An 18,644-nucleotide genomic window follows, 5' to 3' on the forward strand; every position below is an offset into this window, starting at 1 on the left:
CTTTCCTAAAGCCGCCTAGTCAATTTTTAAAAAAATAATGGCAATAGGTTTCTTTGTCATGCACATTTTTGAAAATACAATGAAAATAATGAGTGTGCAGGCCATTCCAATCCAATTTCCAGTAATTTTGGTTCATTTGACCCGGAAAATTGTTATTTATTCCGAGACTCTATTTTTCCTTTCTCCATTATCTATCAGCCTTGAAGCGAATCCTATCCCTAGAAGTTGGGGGTACTAAAAGAATTAAATCTCACACGCAAAAACTTTAATGCTGCACGGTTTCTTAAAAAATCAAAAATCCCTTTTCTATCGTTTAACATTTTTGGCTCCGTCCTCTCAATTCTAGTATAATGGGAAATAAAGCCTAGCTTTTAGCTTGATAACGTAACACATGCGAAAGGGGATGACAATGAAACAAGCAAATTGGTTTTTTGCAACGATCTTACTAACATTACTTTACCTTTCCGGATGTGCTCAAAATGAGCCAAGTCCAGAAGAAGCATTTACTACATTTGCTGACCATTGGAAAAATGAAGACTACGGGCAAATGTATCATATGCTTAGTGAACAAGTGAAAGAGGAGTTATCAGAAGAGACATTCGTTGAGCGCTATGAAACGATCTATGGCGGAATTTCAGCCAACAACCTTGTGATTGAAATGATCATTGATGAAAATGAGGAAGAAGCTGCTACCGATGAATCGAGTGATGAGCTGACGGCGGAGATCGACTACCGTTTTTCGCTAGACACCTTTGCCGGAACGATAACGGAAGAGCGAATGACAGCATCGCTTACATATGTGGAGGACGAGGAAGAGCCGTTTTGGTCGATCGAATGGGAACCTTCAATGATTCTTCCTTCGCTTGAAGAAGGAGACACGGTTCACTATGAAACGTTGGCACCGGCACGGGGAGAAATCGTCGACCGTAACGGTGTCGAACTGGCGATCAACGGTGTTGCCTATGAAATCGGTCTTGTCCCAGAGCGTATTGAAGATCACGACGATACGTTTGCACGCGTGAGTGAGGATCTTGGTGTAAGTGAAGAGCGACTTGACGAATTGTTAAATCAATCTTGGGTACAGGATGACACATTTGTTCCAGTGCGCACCATTTCAAGTAGTGATACTTCCTTTCGCGATGCCCTGATGGACATCCCAGGTGTAACCTATCGGGAAATTGGAGCGAGGGAGTATCCATTTGCTGAAAGCTTTGCCCATTTAATTGGATACGTCGGGGCGATCACAGCAGAAGAATTAGAAGAACGGAAAGAGGAAGGCTATCATGCACAATCCACCATCGGGAAAACAGGGCTCGAAAGCATTCTCGAACCACGGTTGCGAGGAGAAACGGGCGGACGCATTTTTATCCGTACAGCCGATGGGGAGCTGAAAGAGACCCTTTTAGAAAAAGAAGCAGTTGATGGGGAGACGGTTCAGCTGACGATCGATGCCGACGTCCAGCGCTCGATCTATGATTCGCTGGCGGACGAAGGGGGCTTAGGTGTTAGCTTGCATCCAACGTCTGGTGAAGTTCTTGCCCTTGTGAGCTCACCCTCTTATGATCCAAACGAATTTGTCGTCGGAATTACGTCGACCCGTTACGAAGAGCTGCAAGAGGATGAACGAAATCCACTACTGAATCGCTTTACGAAGCGATTTACACCAGGGTCTTCCATAAAGCCGATTACGGCAGCGATTGCCCTTGAACACGGTCTTGATCCCACTGAGGGCCGAACGATCACGGGAGACCGCTGGCAGCCAGATGATGATTCTTGGGGCAATTATACGGTCAAACGTGTAAACGTCACCGATGGCCCAGTTGATTTGCGGGATGCCCTTATTTATTCAGATAATATTTATTTTGCCCAAATCGCATTAGAGATCGGGGCTGATGTACTGACAGAAGGCTTTGAAGCATTCGGGTTCGGGGAGGACATTCCTTTCGCTTATGGCATGCCTGCCTCTTCCCTTGCCAATGACGGATTGGACTCTAGTGTTCTGCTCGCGAACACGGCCTACGGACAAGGGGAAATGCTCGTCACCCCCCTCCATCTTTCCCTAATGTATGCAAGTATTATGAACAACGGTACTATACCTATCCCATTGTTACTTGCAGGCGATGAACCTGACATGTGGAAAGAGAACCTCATAAGTGAAGAACATGCCAAGCTTCTTTTAGATGACTTAAAGGAAGTCGTTCGAGATTCAAGTGGAACTGGGCATGGAGCCTATATGGACGATCTCCCGTTAGCCGGTAAAACAGGAACGACAGAATATAAAGAAAGTCAAGAAGAGGAAGGCAAAGAAGATGGATGGTTTGTGGCGATGGATGAAGACATGCTCGTTCTTATGATGATAGAAGACGTTGAAGATCGCGGGGGCAGTAAATATGTTGTTCCTAAAGTGCGTTCGGTTTTTGAAGACTAAAAAAGAGTGCGGGATTCGCACTCTCAGGCTAGAAAGCATGGAAAACAATCTCCAAAAAAAGGTTCCAATCATCAAAAACAGATGATCGGAACCTTTATAATTTGTTTGGCTAGTTCTGTCCTCGCCTTTTTATTCTTGATATTCAGCGATTTCCTCTACGAGAAGATCAAACATTTCTCGACCTTCGTCCCCAACAATTTCATCACGGAAAAATTGATGGATCGGCTCTTGAATTTCACGGAAAGCTGCTCGCTCTTCTTCCGTTAATTCGTAAACCTCGGTCGGGTTCGCCTCATCATTTTTGATCTCATCTAGTAAATCGGCATTCAACTGTTGTTGGATTTCAAAGCCGCGCGGACGCATTTCATCAATGGTTTCGTGAATTGCTGCTTGAATATCTTCCGGTAAGCTTTCATATAAGTCGTTATTTACCGTCACCATCGCCACATACGTATTGTGATTGGAGATCGTCATATGATCTTGCACTTCATGGAATGAAGCGTCTTGAATAAAGAAAATTGGATTTTCCTGTCCGTCAACCACGCTCCGGTCCAGGGATGTATACAGCTCACTCCAGCTAAGCGCCTGTGGATCTGCGCCATAAGCACCGTACGTTTGTAGCATGAGCGGTGACTCTTGGGTGCGCATCTTAAATCCATTGAAATCATCTGGTGAGCGGAGCGGTGAATTTCCTGTCCACTGCATTGCCCCTTCCGACATAAAGGCTAACGGTTTAATGTTTTGCGCTTCATAGAAGGCCGCTAATTTTTCATTTAGTGCTACACTTTCATTCAAAATTTGCTGGGTGACCTCTTGATCATCTGGGAAGAAAAATTGCAAAGAAAACACTTGTCCTTCAGGTACAAGTCCTCCTGTAAACCCTGGAGAAATAATGCCAAACTCAAGGATGCCTTGTTGAAGCTGTTCGACCTGATCAACTTCACTTCCGAGAGATCCGAAGTCACGAACGTTCATCGATACACGTCCATCCGTCTTTTCTTCCAAAAGCTCTGCGAACTCGACGGCGTACTCATACTGTACTTGGCCTGGTGTTTCCTCCGTGACAAACTGCCAACTGTACTCCTCTTCCCCATTGGCAGATCCTGTCTCTTCACTTCCACAAGCCGTAAGTGCCATGGCTAGTGCTCCCGTTACTGCAAGAGCCTTCCACGGTTTTGTTTTAAAAAACATCTAATACCCCCTATACTTTTTTGAAACATCTATTGTTTTAAGGATTCCTTACAACAAAAATAAGGAAATCTCCTCAAACACGATAATTAATATTGAAGCAATAATCAGCATCACAATATACGGTGGTGTTCCCCGAATAACGTCTAAGTACGATTTATTAAACACCGCGCTTGCAGTAAAAATATCAACTCCAAATGGTGGTGTCGCAGAGCCGAGCGCCGCTTGGAAAACGATGACGACCCCTAAGTGAATTGGATCGACCCCTGCTTGCATAGCCACCGGATAAAAAATCGGTGTCAATATTAAGATGACGACGATGGGATCGACAAACATACAACCGATAAAGAAAAACAGGGCAACAATCAACAGAACATACAAGGCTGATGGGTCATTGCTGAAGACAACGTCCGTGAACGTGCGCGGAATGTCAGCAAAGGAAATGAGCCAAGAGAACGCTTGACCTGCGGCGACAAGAATAAAAACAGCCGCCGTCACAAGTCCTGTCGATAGAGCGATGCTCGGGATTTCTTTTAGTTTAATCGAGCGATAAATTATAACCTCAAGAATTAGTGCATAGAGCACGGATATCCCAGCCGCTTCAGTTGGGCTAAAGATCCCCGCATAAATACCTCCGATAATAATGATCGGAAATCCGAGGGGTAACAGCGCTTTTGCCGTTGCCCGTCCTCGTGCTGCCCACGAAAACCGTTCGGCAAGGGGAATGTTATTCTTTTTCGCATGGTAGTAACTATACGCAGCAAACATGAACATGACGAGAAACCCTGGACCAATGCCGGCAATAAACAAGTCACCAACCGATACGTTAGGTGCTGCAAGTCCATAGATAATCATGCCGATGCTCGGTGGAATGAGTAAGGCAACGTCACTAGCATTTATGATTAGCGCAATCGCTTTTGAATCTTTATAACCTAATGATAAGAGCCGCTCCCGCATCGGTTTCCCGATGGCAACAACCGTCGCCTGCGTCGAACCAGAAATGGACCCGAACAGGGCGCAAGTAATCGCGGTCGTCACCGCATAGCCCCCGCGGATATGACCGACGAAAGCTCCAACAAAGTCTAATAGCCGTTTCGATGTTTTTCCTTTTGACATAATGTCAGCTGCAAAGATAAACAGCGGAACCGCTAATAGCACAAACGATGAGATCCCTTCCATCATTTGCTGGATCAAGATCATCGGATCCACGTGAGAAAAAAAGAGAAAGAGCACGATCGCCGAAGCTGCCAGCATAGGAATCATCATCGGGAAACCAAGCGCAAGTAAAACAAACATGATGACTAACATCACTGCAATCATTTTCGGTTCCTCACAGTCTTATGAATTTTTCGTTTTTTTTTCGTGAATGTTCCCCATCTCCTATTAGGATACTTACTCTCTATGTATAATCCTTCCGATCCATTGCTAAATAGACATCCTTTTCCTTTATGTTGATCCACATGTTCCGTAAAAATTGAATCCCACCAAGAGTGAAGCCAACAGGAATAAATACAGACATCAGGTAAGCTGGAACTTGTAATGCTGTCGTTACTCGGCTCGTATGATAAACCGATATCATATAGTGATAAGCAAAATAGGCGAAAGTGAACAGGATAATAGCCGTTAAGGCCGGAATAAAAATGGATAAGGCCTTGCGAATTTTAAATGGAGCTAGATCATAGAAAGCAGACATGCTTATGTGTCTCCCTTTCCGAGCGGCATAGCTGATTCCCATAAATGTTGCAATAATGACGGCAAACTGGCTCACTTCCTGATGAAACGACCAGCTTGTGCCAAAAAACGTCCGACTTAGCACATTACCGACAATCATGACGGCAATCGTAATAATCGACCAGCTCAAAATGATCTCTTCTAGCTTCATAATCGCGCGATCAAGCAATTTTAGTGAGCGAGAAACGAATGTCACAAGCGTTTCCTCCTTTCTATGAAGTTGTCAGTAAAAACTATAAAATTACAAAAAATAGACAATTTTATCAAAAACCTCGTAAAATAATATGAGATCATACGGATATTAAAAGCATACTGGAAAAATACTGGCGCCTCAAACGGCATAATATTGGCTAATAGTGGTTCAGCCCTCCTATTCTTATATGAGAAACTATCACATAACATTCCTAACGTTATCCTCGCAGATCGTCTCATATCCTCCTCAATCCGACGAAATCGCTAGTGCATTTTCCGAAAAAAGAACCACCCCTCGTGTTGGAGGAGTGGTTAATAGAAATTAGGCCCAGTGGGCAACATCAACTGGCGCGTACAGCCATTTTACCCACTGCTCGTCACAGATTTTCAGCATAGTCAATGAAATACCTTTCATATTCAGGGAAGTCAGTTGAGTTCCTACCTTCACAAAGGAAACGTGTAAATTTTCAATCGCTAATAACCGGCGAACGTCATTAGCAAACACATATTGTTCAATTAACGGGGTGCCACCAAGGCCATTAATGAGAACTGCATATTGATCATTTTTATCCCAGCGATAAAGACTCTTTAACTTATTCACTAGTTCGACGGCCAGCAGTTCAGACGACACAAGCTTTTCTTTCCGGTACCCTTGCTCACCGTGAATTCCAACCCCGAAGTACACTTCCCCCTCCTCCAACAGAAATTGGGGCTCACGTCTCTCCGGTAAATCTGCATGGGTGAGAGCCACACCTAAAGTGGCAAGATTTTTTACAACCTGTTCACCAATCTCTTGTAACGCTTCTAGTGAATAGCCTTCCTTGGCTGCAGCTCCGATAATTTTATGGACGAGAACGGCTCCTGCCACTCCACGCCTCCGTTTCTCAAAGGATGCATCGCTTTCCACGGATACATCGTCGTTTACGATCACATGCGCAACATCTCTTCCCTCGGCTCGGGCTTGAACTTCTGCTGACAAAAACGTCGCTAAATCTGCAACAAAATTTTTGATAATCAACAGAACACCTTTCCCTTGATCCATTTGACGAATCGCAGCGAGAACTTGTTGAGCTGACGGCGGAACGAACACGTCTCCTTGAACAGCGGCCGCAAGCATCCCTTCCCCTACATACCCTAAATGTCCAGGTTCGTGTCCGCTACCGCCTCCACTGATAATTGGCACACTTTTGGGATCGAAGGTTTTTTGATAGATGACGCGATGCAACGGATCGTACTCGACTTTGTCCGCTCGAGCAAAAGCAAAGCCCTGAAGCATTTGATCAACGATCTTTTCTGGTCCGTTCATGATTTTTTTCATGATTCCTCACCTGAGCTTTCTGACTCTTGTTGAATCGACCATTGCCATGGTTTGTGTATCAAATGATACAAATGGTCAGCGATCACATCTGGTTCTTGTGGGCAGTGTGCTTGTAGCCATTGATGAATTATACCGACAACACCATAGCTATAAAACGACGAAATAAATTCGCGATCTTTTTGCGAAAGTCTATCGATTTCATTGAGATAAAGGGTTTGGATATGTTCGTACAAATAGTCGGAAAACCCATTTTGCCCGTTCACGTCCATCGCCCTTTGATAAAATGTTTGGTTTTCATAAAAGTAATGCAGCAGATGGCGAAAAATGGTTTGGATATCATCATAGGCTAAAAAATCAATACTGTGTTCTTTCGTCTCTTGCTTATAAATCCAGTGTAAAAGTTCAAATTTATCTTGGAAATGATAGTAGAACGTTTGCCTTCGCATGTTAGCACGGCTCATAATATCACTGACCGAGATTTTTGAAAACGGCTGTACTTCCATCAAATCTTTGAACGCTTTGGCAATCACTTTTTTCGTAATGATCGAATTTGTCATGCCGTTGCTCCTTTAGCTCACCGAAACGTAAAAATCGGAAATGGATAATGGGCACGATGAAGCACCGTGCCCGTAAAATGATGAGTTACTGCCTGAAAGATTCAGCCACGTGATTTGATCGTAAGCGGCTGTAGTTGCTCCGTGATGGTCTCAAAAGAAGCACCACCTTGCGTAAGAGCAGCGGCCGTATAAGCGCCTTCTACAAGGGCCACATCCATGAGATGAATCGTCTTTTCGCTTAGCTCAATCACCATCTCGACATTCATTTTTGCACTACCTAAATCATAAAACACAAACAGTTCATCAGCCTCGTTGTCCATGACCGCCTGCTGAATTTTCTCAAAGCTGGCTCCCACCTGATCGTCGTCCGTTCCACCCGCATAAGTGATGGACACATCCTTGGCCACCTCTTTTAATAGCGTGACGATTCCTTCCGCTAATGCAGGAACGTGGGAGGAGATGACAATGCCAAACGGCTTTGTTGTCATGACAGAATCCCTCCATCGATCATCGCTTCAAACAAATACCCGCTCGATACAGCTCCAGGATCAAGATGACCGAGAGAACGTTCACCTAGATAGGAGGCACGACCTTTTGTCGCTTTCATCTCTTTCGTTTCGCTCACAAATTGGTGAATCCTCTCTTTGCTTAGCTGCTGCTCCGCCATGAGGCTTTCAACTACTGGCTTCCATACGTCTACCATCGTTTTTTCCCCCGTTGTCGCCTTGCCCCTCTTTAAAATTCCGTTTAATCCTGCTTCGACTGTCTTACCAATATGATCGGGATCGATCGCCACTTGCTTTGACATTTCTAACAACGCTGTCCCGTAGAGCGGGCCTGAAGCACCACCCGTTTTACTAATGAGCGCCATTGCTGCCATCTTCAGCACTTCCTGTGGAGATTCAAAAGAATTCTCCTTTAGCTTTCGCTCGACTTCTGCTAGCCCACGAGCCATGTTTGTCCCATGGTCCCCATCTCCGATCGCGCTGTCTAATTCACTTAAATACGATTGATTCGCCTGAACCTTTTCGTGAAAAGCATGTAGCCATTTCGTTGTATTTTCCACTGTAAACATCCCAGCCTACCTCCTCTTTACGCCCAGTCCACCGTTTTCACTTCATGATTCCAATAATCAAGCCATTTTTCTTCCACGATTTTTATAAGAGTAAGAGAAACACCGGCCATGTCGATAGACGTCATAAAAGAGCCCACTTTTTTAAATTGGATGTTAAGCCCTTCCTCTGTTAGCTTGTTCGCTACATCATTCATAAACACATACTGCTCCATAAGAGGTGTAGCTCCAAGCCCATTGACTAACACACCGTATTTATCTCCTTTGCTCCAGCCAAACGCTTCTTTTAATTTGAGGATCAACTCTTCGGCTATTTCCTTGGACGATTTCAGCTTTTCTTTACGATAACCTGGCTCCCCGTGAATCCCAACACCATATTCCATTTCGTCGTCTCCCAGTTCAAATCCTGGCTTCCCAACAGCTGGCACGGTTGCAGGCAAGATCGACACACCGATCGTCTTCGTGTTCTCAATGACTGTTTCACCTAGCACTTTTAAGCTTTGTAGCGATAGACCAGCTTCAGCGGCAGCTCCTACAATTTTGTGGACAATAATCGTCCCTGCGACCCCGCGTCTTCCAGCTGTAAATGAGCTATCCTCCACCGCAATATCATCATTCACAATGATGTGATCAACAGTTATTCCTTCTGCTTCAGCCATTTCTCCTGCCATTTCAAAATTCATCACATCACCTGTGTAGTTTTTGATGATCAGAAGAACGCCGCCTCCTTGATCTGCCGCTTTAATTCCTTCAAAAATTTGATCCGGCGTTGGCGACGTAAACACTTCTCCGCAAACGGCGGCCGCCAGCATTCCTTGTCCGACAAAACCAGCATGACTCGGTTCATGTCCGCTACCGCCTCCACTAACTAACGCCACTTTGCCTTTGTCTACATATGTCCGGCGAATCACACCTGTCTCCGCTACTCGTTCGACAAGATGTCCATTGGCATATACAAATCCATCGAGCATTTCATCCAAAACGTTTTGCGGATCGTTGAGAATTTTCTTCATCGTCCAAACGCCTCCTTCGTTTTGCTTCGTTTTCCACCTCTAGTGTATAATGAAAGCGCTTCATAGGAAACGGACAAAAAAAGCAACATGTCAAAGAAACAGTCATTCAAAAGCCCCCGCTTTGCGGAGGCTCCATCATTCGTAAGGTATAGTTGTATCTCGCCATTATGGGATTTACGTTTATTTATGATTCTGTTCAAAAGATAAGCGATAGTTATTTATGAGAGAAACTAAATTTTTGCTAAGATCCATCTGATAACCCGGTTCCTCTTTCGAGTAATCCTTGTCAACTGAGCGTAGTAATCGTGCAAAGGAGACTAAATGATGCAATCGCTCAAAGCCATTCGCTTCTTCGAGTAACTCCTCGTCTAAAAAAGTTGATGATTTGTACCCTTTCATGAACGTCTTTATAGCAGGGGTTGTTACACGGAATTTCCCAGCGTCCCTAAGCGCATAAACGATATCTGCTACATACCAATAATAGGCGCAATCATCAAAATCAAGAGCACTTATGGTTATCTCGTTAAATCGTACATTGTCCAGTTCAAAATCGTAATGGATGATTCCAAAGTTCTCTTTTGTAATGGGCAATTGATTAGCCCATTCAGAAATCATCTCTAGCTCTTTCATTGCCGCTATTTCGTTAGGTGGGAGCCATTCTTTTACTTTTTCTAAATCATCTTTCCAGCTAGGCCTTTTTATGGCCAAATCATTCGGTACATTCTTTAGATTCTCATGTATCGTGCCTAGCATTTCTCCCCATACAAAAAGTTGCTCTTCATTCATTTCCTCAAACGAAAGATGCTCCCCGTCAAGAGCTTCAAAAACGACAGCATAGAATGTACCTATAGGAGTTATTACAACCTCTACTAAGTTGTTATTTTTTGATAAAACTGGCTGAGCGACTGCTAAAGCTTGACTCCCAAGGTATTGAACTAGTTTTAGCTCTTCTTTAATCATTGTAAGATTTCTTTCACAAGAATCATTAAACCGTAAATAATACTTTTTCCCATGATGTTGAAACATAAATATGAAGTTGGCGCTTGCTCTCCAGTAAAAAACAGAATGACGGTCAAAACCCCATCGCTCTAAAATGAACTCAGCTAACGGACTTCTCCATTTTTTATCAACGGTAGCAACTACTTTTTTCATGGTGCTTAGCTTCATCATAAACATTCCCCCATTTAATGTTTTGAAGCATTAAATGGAAAATAATAATGGTCAGCGCACCTATCAGATAAGAACGGAATAAAGAAACTGTAGAATTGTTAAATGATCCATCGTACTTCCTTTAAATCTTGATGAGCGAGAGGCATCATTTTATTTTCCAATGTTTGCTTCACTAAAATTAAAAATTGCATTCTCTCACTCCTTCCCTTCATTATTCGGATCATGAATCCTAAAGAAAATTATACCATTTTATGATCATCATAAACCAAAAAAGATTCGCCATTTTTCGAGGAATTCCTAATACATTCGGTTAATGATTTTCACGTGAAAAAGGAAACCCCCGCTTCGTTAGCGGAGTTCCCTCTCCCCATTATTCAATACAAAAGTGGCAAGAGTCCGTGCCATGACGCCGCGGGCTCGCGCCACTGTGCCGGCAATATCAAGATGAACCCATGGATCATTTTCTGCAAACTCGCCAACAAATAGGGCAGTAGCCATACAATTAGCAAAGCGACCAATTGTTAGCCTTAAATCAGCAACCGATTCTTCCTGTAGCCGTTTCGTATAAGGTCGATAATACGGGAGTGCCCAGATTGGTTCTCCTGTTTTCAGAGACGCTTCTTGCATTTTCTTCCACCAGGACTTGTCGTTTGTAACAGCGGCCGTGATTTCATCACCTAGTATACTCCGTAGCTCTTCTGCTAACGGGGCAACTGTCACGAGTGAATGGACTCCTAACTCTTTTGCATATGTGATACCGTCGGCTAATAGCAATGCCCCTATTGCTTCTATATGATCCGCTTCAATGGTTTTCCCTGAATACGAACGAATGACATCTCCAGGTGCCGGATTCTGCTGACCATGTTCTTGTTCCACGATCGGCAGAATTGCTAATACATTCTTTTGACTATGTAAGCTCCCGATAATGTCCATCGCGCCAAGTACAGCAGCAGCCCCGCCCATCCATGGGCTAAAAATTCCGTTTCCCCCTGCGCCAACTAAGCCAATAGCCTCCTGTTCTTCACGCTTCCCTTTGTTCTTAAGCACGAGCATCGTTGCATTTTCAGCAGGGCCACTTGCAGCTAGAAGTCCACCCATGCCTAGCTTTTCCATCTCTTTTTGTCCTAACGTCTCCATGTCAAATCCATGGCGGCTCGCTAATGCCTGCGCCTCTGTCACGAGCTCTGTCGGTGATAACAACGTACGCGGTATACTCATGAGCCGCTCCGCATAAACAGACCCATTTCCATATGTTATTCCTTCACGTACCGATGTCTCGATAGGACGATGTCCATGAAAAACCGTCACTGAGTCCAGCGATTTATCGACGAGGTTCGTTCTTTCTTTGTAGTCGTCAATAGTTGAATAGCCCATCGTGAATGACTCGCCGAACAACCGAGCAACCTCTTGTTCACTTACCCTCTCTGATACGAACGAAGGTAGCACCACCGCTACATTCGTCATTCGTTTTTCCTTTACTCTTTCTCCGACCGCTGCAAATCCTGCGCGAAGGGTATCGGCACTTGCAACCGACCGCTTTCCAAGTCCTACGGCTAGCACCCATTTGACTTCAATTAAACCAAACGTATAAAGCTCGGTTATCTTTCCTGCTTCCGTTTTTAACTGCTTTTGTTTCACAAGCGTTGATAAATGGCCATTTAGTGTTTCATCTAATTGTTTTAGTTCTGCGACAAAAGGCTCATGACCTTCAAATACTGCGACAATGATCGCATCGTGAGTTCCCCTTAAACTGAAAGTATTTTGAAAATACAGCATACGCTCCTCCTTACCCAGCGTCTTTTTTCTTGGATAGGTTTTTCAGACTAGACAAGCGATTAACAGAATAGAATATAGGGAAAGAGAAAAACAGATAACCGCAATGGTTTCATGGTAAGAAATCGCCTTCTTATGGTATAATTGACAAGCATCTTTACACAATCGAACGATGATTTTCCCTACTATATCATGTGATGAGGTGAACTTCACACCATTTTATTTTATATAGTCCCATGAAGCTGTTCGCATTTGTATGTAGATGGAGAAAGGACGTTGAACAACATGGAATTGTTTCATAATTTCCCGCTATGGGCAGCGTTGATTGCGATCGGTGTTGCTCAGTTTGTTAAAGTACCACTTGCTTATCTTCCAGACCGAAAAATGGATTGGACTCTGTTAACGAGTACGGGGGGAATGCCGAGTTCCCACTCCGCTGCCGTCACCGCTTTGGCAACAGCCATCGCTCTTGAAGATGGACTAGATTCCCCGTTGTTCGCAATCTCAGCTGTTTTTGGTATTATTGTCATGTTTGACGCGACAGGTGTCAGACGCCATGCCGGGTACCATGCGACTGTTTTGAATCAACTTGTCGGTGATTTTAACAAACTTGTTTCTGAATTGAAAAGCTGGCCGAAGAAAGAAGAAATGGAAAAACGGAAGGAACTGAAAGAACTTCTTGGGCATCAACCAATCGAGGTGTTTTTTGGCGCCTTGCTTGGCATTCTTCTTGCCTTCATACTGTACGTCGTCATTTATTAGTAAAGGAGGCTCTTTCCCATGAGACTCGTCTCCATCTGTCCTAGCAATACCGAAAAAATAGCCTACCTTGGACTTGCCGATCAGCTCGTTGGCGTGGATGATTTTTCCGACTGGCCGACAGTCACTCGCTCTCTTCCCCGGCTAGGACCCGATTTACGAATTGACATGGATAAAGTTGAAGCGCTACAGCCTGATCTTGTCGTCGCTTCCCTCAGCGTTCCAGGAATGGAGCGAAATGTAGAGGAATTGCAAAAAAGAGACATTCCCCACGTCGTGTATAACCCACATTCCTTAAAAGAAATTGGCGAATGCTTAAAAGACTTAGCCAAACGTACAGGTGCGACAGCAGAAGCTACTGTAGCAATCGAGCGGTACGAGGGAATCATTGAGCACTATCGTTCTTTGGCAGCCAAAGTGGAGCCTGTCCGCCTTTATTGGGAATGGTGGCCTAAGCCAGTTTTCACTCCTGGGGGAACGAATTGGTTAACCGAGATTAGCGCATTAGCCGGGGGTATAAATGTCTACGGTGATACATCCATTCCTAGTGTGAAGACCGACTGGGACGATGTCCTTAACAAGCAACCGGATCATATTTGCCTTGCTTGGGTTGGCATTGCCGCTGATAAAGTTAAGCCTGAACTGCTTTGGAAGCGACCAAACTGGGAGCAGATGGCGGCTCTTCAAGAAGGAAAGGTGCACGCATTAGAAGAGCCCCTCTATTGTCGCCCTTCCCCTCGGTTACTCCTCGGTTTGAAAAAGCTTGCTGCTCTGCTTCACCCTTCTCACTTCCCTGCAAATGATGGGAAGGATCCGTTATGGGATCATAACCTGGACGACTAAAGTCAATTAAAAAAGTGTCCTTTGTAACGTGAAAAAAATCGAACCCGCAACAAATGGGGTTCGATTTTTTTCAGCTAACGATTGATTTGTTCTCGGAAGACCTGTACAGCTTCATTTTCATTTAAAGCTTTTAGCTCTTCATCTGTAAATGTGCCGTCTCCCTCTTCCACGATGTACACTTCCACTTCTTTTCGGCCCCACTGATTAAACACATCTTCTACGGTTTCATAGTACAAATCAATTTTATTGCCTTTTATCGCTGATCCCGTATCGGTTACAACACCGTACCCGTACCCTGGTATGAATAAAACTGTTCCTATTGGGAACACACGGGGATCTGCCGCAATCGTGGAATAGAGATCACGTCTTACTTCAACACCAGAGAACGTAATCCCATAGGATGCATCTCCAGGCCGTTTTCCTGTCGATTCCACCCCTGCCGTGTAGCCCGTAGCCACTACTTTTTTCGATGGGTACTGACTCCAATCAACCGCTTCTTCCAATGGAACAGGATCTGATTCGACAGCCTGTAAGGACTTCGCTTTTTCTTCCGTTTTAATCGTTGGCAAGCTGCGTTTTTCCCTATCAAATAACGAATAGCTTGCATTATCGTTCGCTTCTAAAGGTTCCACTGTATCCGAGGATTCCCTTTGATCCAATAACCATCGCTCAATGTGTTGAGCGTTAACTCCTGAAACCGTGTGAAAAGTTGACAAAAAGGCAGCAAGTACGAGGATCGTCATCAATGAACGACGTCCATATTTTTTAGCTGCTTCCATCCTCTCACTCCTCTCAGAAGTCATCATCTCCAAAGAGAAGTAAGATTATACAAAAAAACGCGGGAAAATTTAGAAAGTTATCGACAACAATTCAAATTCACTTTTAGCATGACCGGCTTTCCTACCTTTTATCCTACACATACAAGCAAAAAAAAACACCCAACCCGAAGGAAGAGCGTTTCATGATCGTTAAAACATTTGGTATCCGCGGACACGTAACATTCGTATGACAATCCCTGAAATAATTGCACCGATAAAACCGCTCGTAAGGATCAAATGGTCCACAAGCTGCAACGCCATCAGATCGTCCCACAACCTAGAGAATGAGGTAGCAGGCGATGTGAAATATTGATAAAACGGGACATGATCAACTATAAAAATAACAATAAGCGGATAAAAAACGGCCATAATCCAAGTAGACCGTAACACCATATTTAACAGAAAGCCTATGCCGAAAAATAAAATTAAAAATAATAGCATCGAAATGAGCAATTGCGGTAAACTCATCTGTGCACCCCCATGTTCACTTGCTAGTTTACTCAATGGAAGCAGCACAGTCAAGCAAGTCATCTTGACAGCTTTGTGTCAGCATCTGACTGCCACCTTAATTGCTACAAAATAAATGTTCTTAAAAGTAGAAAGCACCGTCATGAGACGATGCTTTCCGGCTTCACTTCTTGTAAAGTTCCTGCTCCACTACAATAATCACATGTTTCCGTACCGCCTAGGATTAATTGAAAATAGCCACGACCCTTGCAGTACGGACAACTCGTTGTTTTTGTCTGTTCTCTCTTTCTCACGAGCCTTCTCCCCCTAGCAATCATTTCATTTATATTATCAGAATTTTCAATACAAATAAACATGACAATTGCGAGGTATTCTCACATGTAAGCGTAATCAATTGACTCTATCTACGAATTCTTTGAATTTTCTAACGTTTTCATCGATACAATGTCAATAAAAGTGAAGTTTAAATAGTAAGTGAAACTTCAGCAGTTGTGGTTCCCTTTGGTCTCCCATTCAATGTTTTTCCGGTTCACACTGTGGAATCTTAGCCCCAGTTAAACAGGATAAAAAAAGGCTAGCTCTCATATTTGAGCTAACCTTTTCTCTATCGTTAGGGTTGTGTTGTATGCATGCGCTCTTTCGGCTTATAGCGGGTTTTTACCTTTCTTCAATAGAAGCCCAGGACCACCAATTAAGAAGAGAGAGCGATTATCAATAACCTTTTTCATGAAGCTTGCTGAGCTCCCAAACAATTTTCGGGTGCCAACAACACCAATCGCTTCTTTTCCTCCAAGGGAAGCAACAGTACCTTTAATCTCTGGCTTGAAGTTTTTCAACTCACTACCGCCTTTTACGAGCGTTGCCAAGTTATGTGCACAGGTTTCTGCCATTTGAATCGCAATTTGTGCAGTTGGCGGATACGGACGATTAATTTCTTCGTTGATGATCAATGCGCAATCACCGATGACAAAAATTTCCTCATGACCTGGTGCACGGAGATCAGATTCAACTTTGATACGACCTCGCATCGCTTCAAATCCAGATTTTTCAATAATTTCCGGTCCACGAACACCTGTCGCCCAAACGACTGTGTTGGATTTAATTTCATCACCGTTCGCTAAAATGACGCCATCTTTAACGACTTCTTTGATTGGGCAATTGATCTTAAATTCAACTCCGCGGCTTTCAAGAAGGTTCATCGCGTACTCTACAAGCTCTGGATCAAAACCAGGAAGAGCTGTTGGTGCAGCTTCAATGACGTACATTTTCACTTTTTCACGAGGTACGTCATACGTTGCGCAAAGTTCAGGAACACGTTTCGAAAGCTCTCCTACAAATTCAATCCCTGTAAAACCAGCACCAGCCACGATAAATGTTAAGAGCTCGTCCTTCTTCTCTTCTAGGTTGTTGTATGTTGCAAACATATACTCAATATGCTCTTTTACTTGGCGAGCACCATTGACAGTCCACTTGCTAAATGCGTGCTCAAACACGCCCGGTACGCCAAATGTTTCAGCAACAGAGCCTAGAGCAATCACTAAATAATCATACTCCAACTCGCCATTTTCAAGGATGACTTTCTTCGCGTCTCTGTCAATTTCGACTGCTGTGTCTTGAACAAAGTTGACCTTATTCAAGTCGAGTACATCTTTGATCGGCACTCTTGCTTTTTCTGCAGGAATCGTCCCTGCTGCCGGTTCGTGCAACCAAGTGGTTTGATAATGATAACTGTGCTTATTCACAAGCGTAATGTTCGCGTCATTGTGTCCAAGCTGCTTTGACAAGCGGGATGCGGTGATTATTCCACCATAACCTGCTCCGAGAATAACGATGTTTGGCTTATTCAAAATCATCACTTCCATTTCAAGATTTTCGACACCATTTGACAAAAAGATTGTGATTCATTTCACGTATAATGGCAAAAAAAGTGACATTGTATGATATCTGTAGATTGTCGTAAAATTGTCGCAAAATACATCTATAATAATAGAAGTTTTGCCTTTAATTTTCAAGCATTTTTTAAAAAATGATTACCGATCTTAGAAAACGCTTACCGAAACCGTTGGTATGACAGATTTATTTACACTCCCTTTGTGAAATTCTAAATTTTCCGATAATAAAAGCGCCTTTTCCTTTCATTTTCATTTGTGTAAATCTATAATGAAATGGAAAATGTGTCGCGGAGGTGCCAAGATGTCAAGAAAAGAAGAATTGTATGATATTACGATTATCGGCGGGGGACCGACAGGATTATTTGCTGCATTTTATGGCGGAATGAGGCAGGCGAAGGTGAAGATTATCGAGAGCATGCCTCAGCTAGGTGGTCAGCTTGCTGCTCTTTATCCGGAAAAGTACATATACGATGTAGCCGGTTTTCCAAAAGTAAAAGCACAGGACCTCGTAAATGACTTAAAAAGACAAGCAGAACAATTTAATCCAACTATTGCTCTTGAGCAGTCCGTTCAGAATGTGACGAAAGAAACCGACGATACTTTCACAATCAAAACAGACAAAGAAACACATTACTCGAAAGCGATTATCATTACAGCAGGGGCAGGGGCTTTCCAACCACGAAGACTGGAGGTGGAAGGTGCCAAGCAATATGAAGGAAAGAATCTTCAATACTTTGTAAATGATTTAAATGCATATGCAGGTAAAAACGTGCTCATTTCTGGTGGTGGCGACTCAGCCGTAGACTGGGCTCTCATGCTTGAACCTGTCGCGAAAAATGTGACACTAATTCACAGACGCGATAAATTCCGTGCACATGAGCATAGCGTCGAACTCCTGCAAAAATCTTCCGTCAACATTTTAACCCCTTTTGCTATTTCTGAGCTCTCAGGTGACGGCGAAAAGATTCATCACGTGACGATTCAAGAAGTAAAAGGTGATGCTGTTGAAACACTCGATGTTGATGAGGTCATTGTCAATTTCGGTTTCGTTTCCTCATTGGGCCCAATTAAAGGATGGGGCTTAGAAATCGAAAAGAACTCCATCGTTGTCAACACAAAAATGGAGACAAACATTCCGGGTATTTATGCAGCTGGTGATATATGCACGTATCCTGGGAAAGTAAAGCTGATTGCGACCGGCTTTGGAGAAGCACCTACCGCCATCAACAATGCTAAAGCCTTTATTGATCCAACCGCCCGTGTTTTCCCTGGTCACAGCACAAGCTTGTTTTAATGGTTCTTAGTCAAATGTTGGGGTGGCATAGGAGGGCGAGCCCCTCTTATCCTACCCCGAATGTTTGATGTTTGAATTGATGATGCAAGAGAATACGGCTTCGCAAGCGATCATAACGCCGAAAACCA

18 protein-coding genes are annotated in these 18,644 nt (G+C 43.7%); 4 read left to right on the top strand and 14 right to left on the bottom strand.

The features are described from left to right. Positions 1-409: 409 nt before the first annotated feature. Positions 410-2,428, top strand: coding sequence for a penicillin-binding transpeptidase domain-containing protein (locus E2L07_RS14960; protein ID WP_166740095.1), 2,019 nt, complete (start codon positions 410-412; stop codon positions 2,426-2,428). Positions 2,429-2,557: 129 nt separating this feature from the next. Here E2L07_RS14960 and E2L07_RS14965 read toward each other — a convergent pair whose 3' ends face one another. The 10 genes from E2L07_RS14965 to E2L07_RS15010 form a co-directional block, all read right to left on the bottom strand. Next, on the bottom strand, positions 2,558-3,619 hold the full coding sequence (locus E2L07_RS14965) for a TRAP transporter substrate-binding protein (protein ID WP_010899531.1): 1,062 nt from the start codon (positions 3,617-3,619) through the stop codon (positions 2,558-2,560). Between the two features lie 48 nt (positions 3,620-3,667). Beyond that, positions 3,668-4,936 (bottom strand): TRAP transporter large permease, encoded by a 1,269-nt coding sequence (locus E2L07_RS14970; RefSeq protein ID WP_134229965.1) that lies wholly within the window; start codon positions 4,934-4,936, stop codon positions 3,668-3,670. A 79-nt stretch (positions 4,937-5,015) separates the two neighbouring features. Continuing rightward, a complete protein-coding gene (locus E2L07_RS14975) occupies positions 5,016-5,543 on the bottom strand; it encodes a TRAP transporter small permease (protein WP_010899533.1) in 528 nt (175 codons plus the stop codon). A gap of 318 nt (positions 5,544-5,861) precedes the next feature. Beyond that, positions 5,862-6,857, bottom strand: a complete 996-nt coding sequence (gene dhaQ, locus E2L07_RS14980; protein ID WP_053430378.1) for a DhaKLM operon coactivator DhaQ — start codon at positions 6,855-6,857, stop codon at positions 5,862-5,864. Then, on the bottom strand, positions 6,854-7,414 hold the full coding sequence (dhaS, locus tag E2L07_RS14985; protein ID WP_053430377.1) for a dihydroxyacetone kinase transcriptional activator DhaS: 561 nt from the start codon (positions 7,412-7,414) through the stop codon (positions 6,854-6,856). Before dhaS ends, dhaQ begins: the two co-directional genes overlap by 4 nt. A 101-nt stretch (positions 7,415-7,515) precedes the next feature. Continuing rightward, a complete protein-coding gene (dhaM, locus tag E2L07_RS14990; protein WP_053430376.1) occupies positions 7,516-7,902 on the bottom strand; it encodes a dihydroxyacetone kinase phosphoryl donor subunit DhaM in 387 nt (128 codons plus the stop codon). Further along, positions 7,899-8,489 carry a dihydroxyacetone kinase subunit DhaL gene (dhaL, locus tag E2L07_RS14995; RefSeq protein WP_053430375.1) on the bottom strand — a complete coding sequence of 197 codons (591 nt, stop codon included), beginning with the start codon at positions 8,487-8,489 and terminating at the stop codon, positions 7,899-7,901. The genes dhaM and dhaL overlap by 4 nt, the downstream gene beginning before the upstream one ends. A 17-nt stretch (positions 8,490-8,506) precedes the next feature. Continuing rightward, positions 8,507-9,499 (bottom strand): dihydroxyacetone kinase subunit DhaK, encoded by a 993-nt coding sequence (gene dhaK / locus E2L07_RS15000; protein ID WP_053430374.1) that lies wholly within the window; start codon positions 9,497-9,499, stop codon positions 8,507-8,509. A 180-nt stretch (positions 9,500-9,679) separates the two neighbouring features. Next, on the bottom strand, positions 9,680-10,669 hold the full coding sequence (locus E2L07_RS15005) for a phosphotransferase enzyme family protein (RefSeq protein WP_166740096.1): 990 nt from the start codon (positions 10,667-10,669) through the stop codon (positions 9,680-9,682). Between the two features lie 348 nt (positions 10,670-11,017). After that, a complete protein-coding gene (locus tag E2L07_RS15010) occupies positions 11,018-12,445 on the bottom strand; it encodes a M17 family peptidase N-terminal domain-containing protein (protein ID WP_134229967.1) in 1,428 nt (475 codons plus the stop codon). A gap of 282 nt (positions 12,446-12,727) precedes the next feature. Between E2L07_RS15010 and E2L07_RS15015 the strand changes: the two genes are divergently transcribed. Further along, positions 12,728-13,204, top strand: a complete 477-nt coding sequence (locus E2L07_RS15015) for a divergent PAP2 family protein (RefSeq protein WP_010899543.1) — start codon at positions 12,728-12,730, stop codon at positions 13,202-13,204. 18 nt (positions 13,205-13,222) lie between these two features. Beyond that, on the top strand, positions 13,223-14,044 hold the full coding sequence (locus E2L07_RS15020; RefSeq protein WP_053430370.1) for a cobalamin-binding protein: 822 nt from the start codon (positions 13,223-13,225) through the stop codon (positions 14,042-14,044). A 74-nt stretch (positions 14,045-14,118) separates the two neighbouring features. On the opposite strand, the gene E2L07_RS15025 is transcribed toward E2L07_RS15020, so the two are convergent. The 4 genes from E2L07_RS15025 to E2L07_RS15040 form a co-directional block, all read right to left on the bottom strand. Continuing rightward, positions 14,119-14,823, bottom strand: a complete 705-nt coding sequence (locus tag E2L07_RS15025) for a 3D domain-containing protein (protein WP_053430369.1) — start codon at positions 14,821-14,823, stop codon at positions 14,119-14,121. Positions 14,824-15,012: 189 nt separating this feature from the next. Then, the gene (locus E2L07_RS15030) at positions 15,013-15,330 is read right to left on the bottom strand and encodes a YuiB family protein (RefSeq protein ID WP_010899546.1); all 318 of its coding nucleotides are present in this window, start codon (positions 15,328-15,330) and stop codon (positions 15,013-15,015) included. 140 nt (positions 15,331-15,470) lie between these two features. After that, on the bottom strand, positions 15,471-15,623 hold the full coding sequence (locus tag E2L07_RS15035) for a YuiA family protein (protein ID WP_010899547.1): 153 nt from the start codon (positions 15,621-15,623) through the stop codon (positions 15,471-15,473). 351 nt (positions 15,624-15,974) lie between these two features. Further along, on the bottom strand, positions 15,975-17,177 hold the full coding sequence (locus tag E2L07_RS15040; RefSeq protein ID WP_134229969.1) for an NAD(P)/FAD-dependent oxidoreductase: 1,203 nt from the start codon (positions 17,175-17,177) through the stop codon (positions 15,975-15,977). 346 nt (positions 17,178-17,523) lie between these two features. Between E2L07_RS15040 and E2L07_RS15045 the strand changes: the two genes are divergently transcribed. Next, complete coding sequence (locus E2L07_RS15045) at positions 17,524-18,516, top strand: NAD(P)/FAD-dependent oxidoreductase (protein ID WP_053430368.1); 993 nt, start codon at positions 17,524-17,526, stop codon at positions 18,514-18,516. Positions 18,517-18,644: the final 128 nt, after the last annotated feature.

The sequence above is a fragment of the Halalkalibacterium halodurans genome (assembly GCF_004376175.1).
Taxonomy (GTDB): domain Bacteria; phylum Bacillota; class Bacilli; order Bacillales; family Bacillaceae_D; genus Halalkalibacterium; species Halalkalibacterium halodurans.

Excerpts from the sequence above, each read along its gene's own strand:
- E2L07_RS14960 (WP_166740095.1), top strand. The coding sequence starts at position 410 with ATGAAACAAGCAAATTGGTTTTTTGCAACGATCTTACTAACATTACTT.
- E2L07_RS14965 (WP_010899531.1), bottom strand. The coding sequence starts at position 3,619 with ATGTTTTTTAAAACAAAACCGTGGAAGGCTCTTGCAGTAACGGGAGCA.
- E2L07_RS14970 (WP_134229965.1), bottom strand. The coding sequence starts at position 4,936 with ATGATTGCAGTGATGTTAGTCATCATGTTTGTTTTACTTGCGCTTGGT.
- dhaQ (WP_053430378.1), bottom strand. The coding sequence starts at position 6,857 with ATGAAAAAAATCATGAACGGACCAGAAAAGATCGTTGATCAAATGCTT.
- dhaS (WP_053430377.1), bottom strand. The coding sequence starts at position 7,414 with ATGACAAATTCGATCATTACGAAAAAAGTGATTGCCAAAGCGTTCAAA.
- dhaM (WP_053430376.1), bottom strand. The coding sequence starts at position 7,902 with ATGACAACAAAGCCGTTTGGCATTGTCATCTCCTCCCACGTTCCTGCA.
- dhaL (WP_053430375.1), bottom strand. The coding sequence starts at position 8,489 with ATGTTTACAGTGGAAAATACAACGAAATGGCTACATGCTTTTCACGAA.
- dhaK (WP_053430374.1), bottom strand. The coding sequence starts at position 9,499 with ATGAAGAAAATTCTCAACGATCCGCAAAACGTTTTGGATGAAATGCTC.
- E2L07_RS15005 (WP_166740096.1), bottom strand. The coding sequence starts at position 10,669 with ATGATGAAGCTAAGCACCATGAAAAAAGTAGTTGCTACCGTTGATAAA.
- E2L07_RS15010 (WP_134229967.1), bottom strand. The coding sequence starts at position 12,445 with ATGCTGTATTTTCAAAATACTTTCAGTTTAAGGGGAACTCACGATGCG.
- E2L07_RS15015 (WP_010899543.1), top strand. The coding sequence starts at position 12,728 with ATGGAATTGTTTCATAATTTCCCGCTATGGGCAGCGTTGATTGCGATC.
- E2L07_RS15020 (WP_053430370.1), top strand. The coding sequence starts at position 13,223 with ATGAGACTCGTCTCCATCTGTCCTAGCAATACCGAAAAAATAGCCTAC.
- E2L07_RS15025 (WP_053430369.1), bottom strand. The coding sequence starts at position 14,823 with ATGGAAGCAGCTAAAAAATATGGACGTCGTTCATTGATGACGATCCTC.
- E2L07_RS15030 (WP_010899546.1), bottom strand. The coding sequence starts at position 15,330 with ATGAGTTTACCGCAATTGCTCATTTCGATGCTATTATTTTTAATTTTA.
- E2L07_RS15045 (WP_053430368.1), top strand. The coding sequence starts at position 17,524 with ATGTCAAGAAAAGAAGAATTGTATGATATTACGATTATCGGCGGGGGA.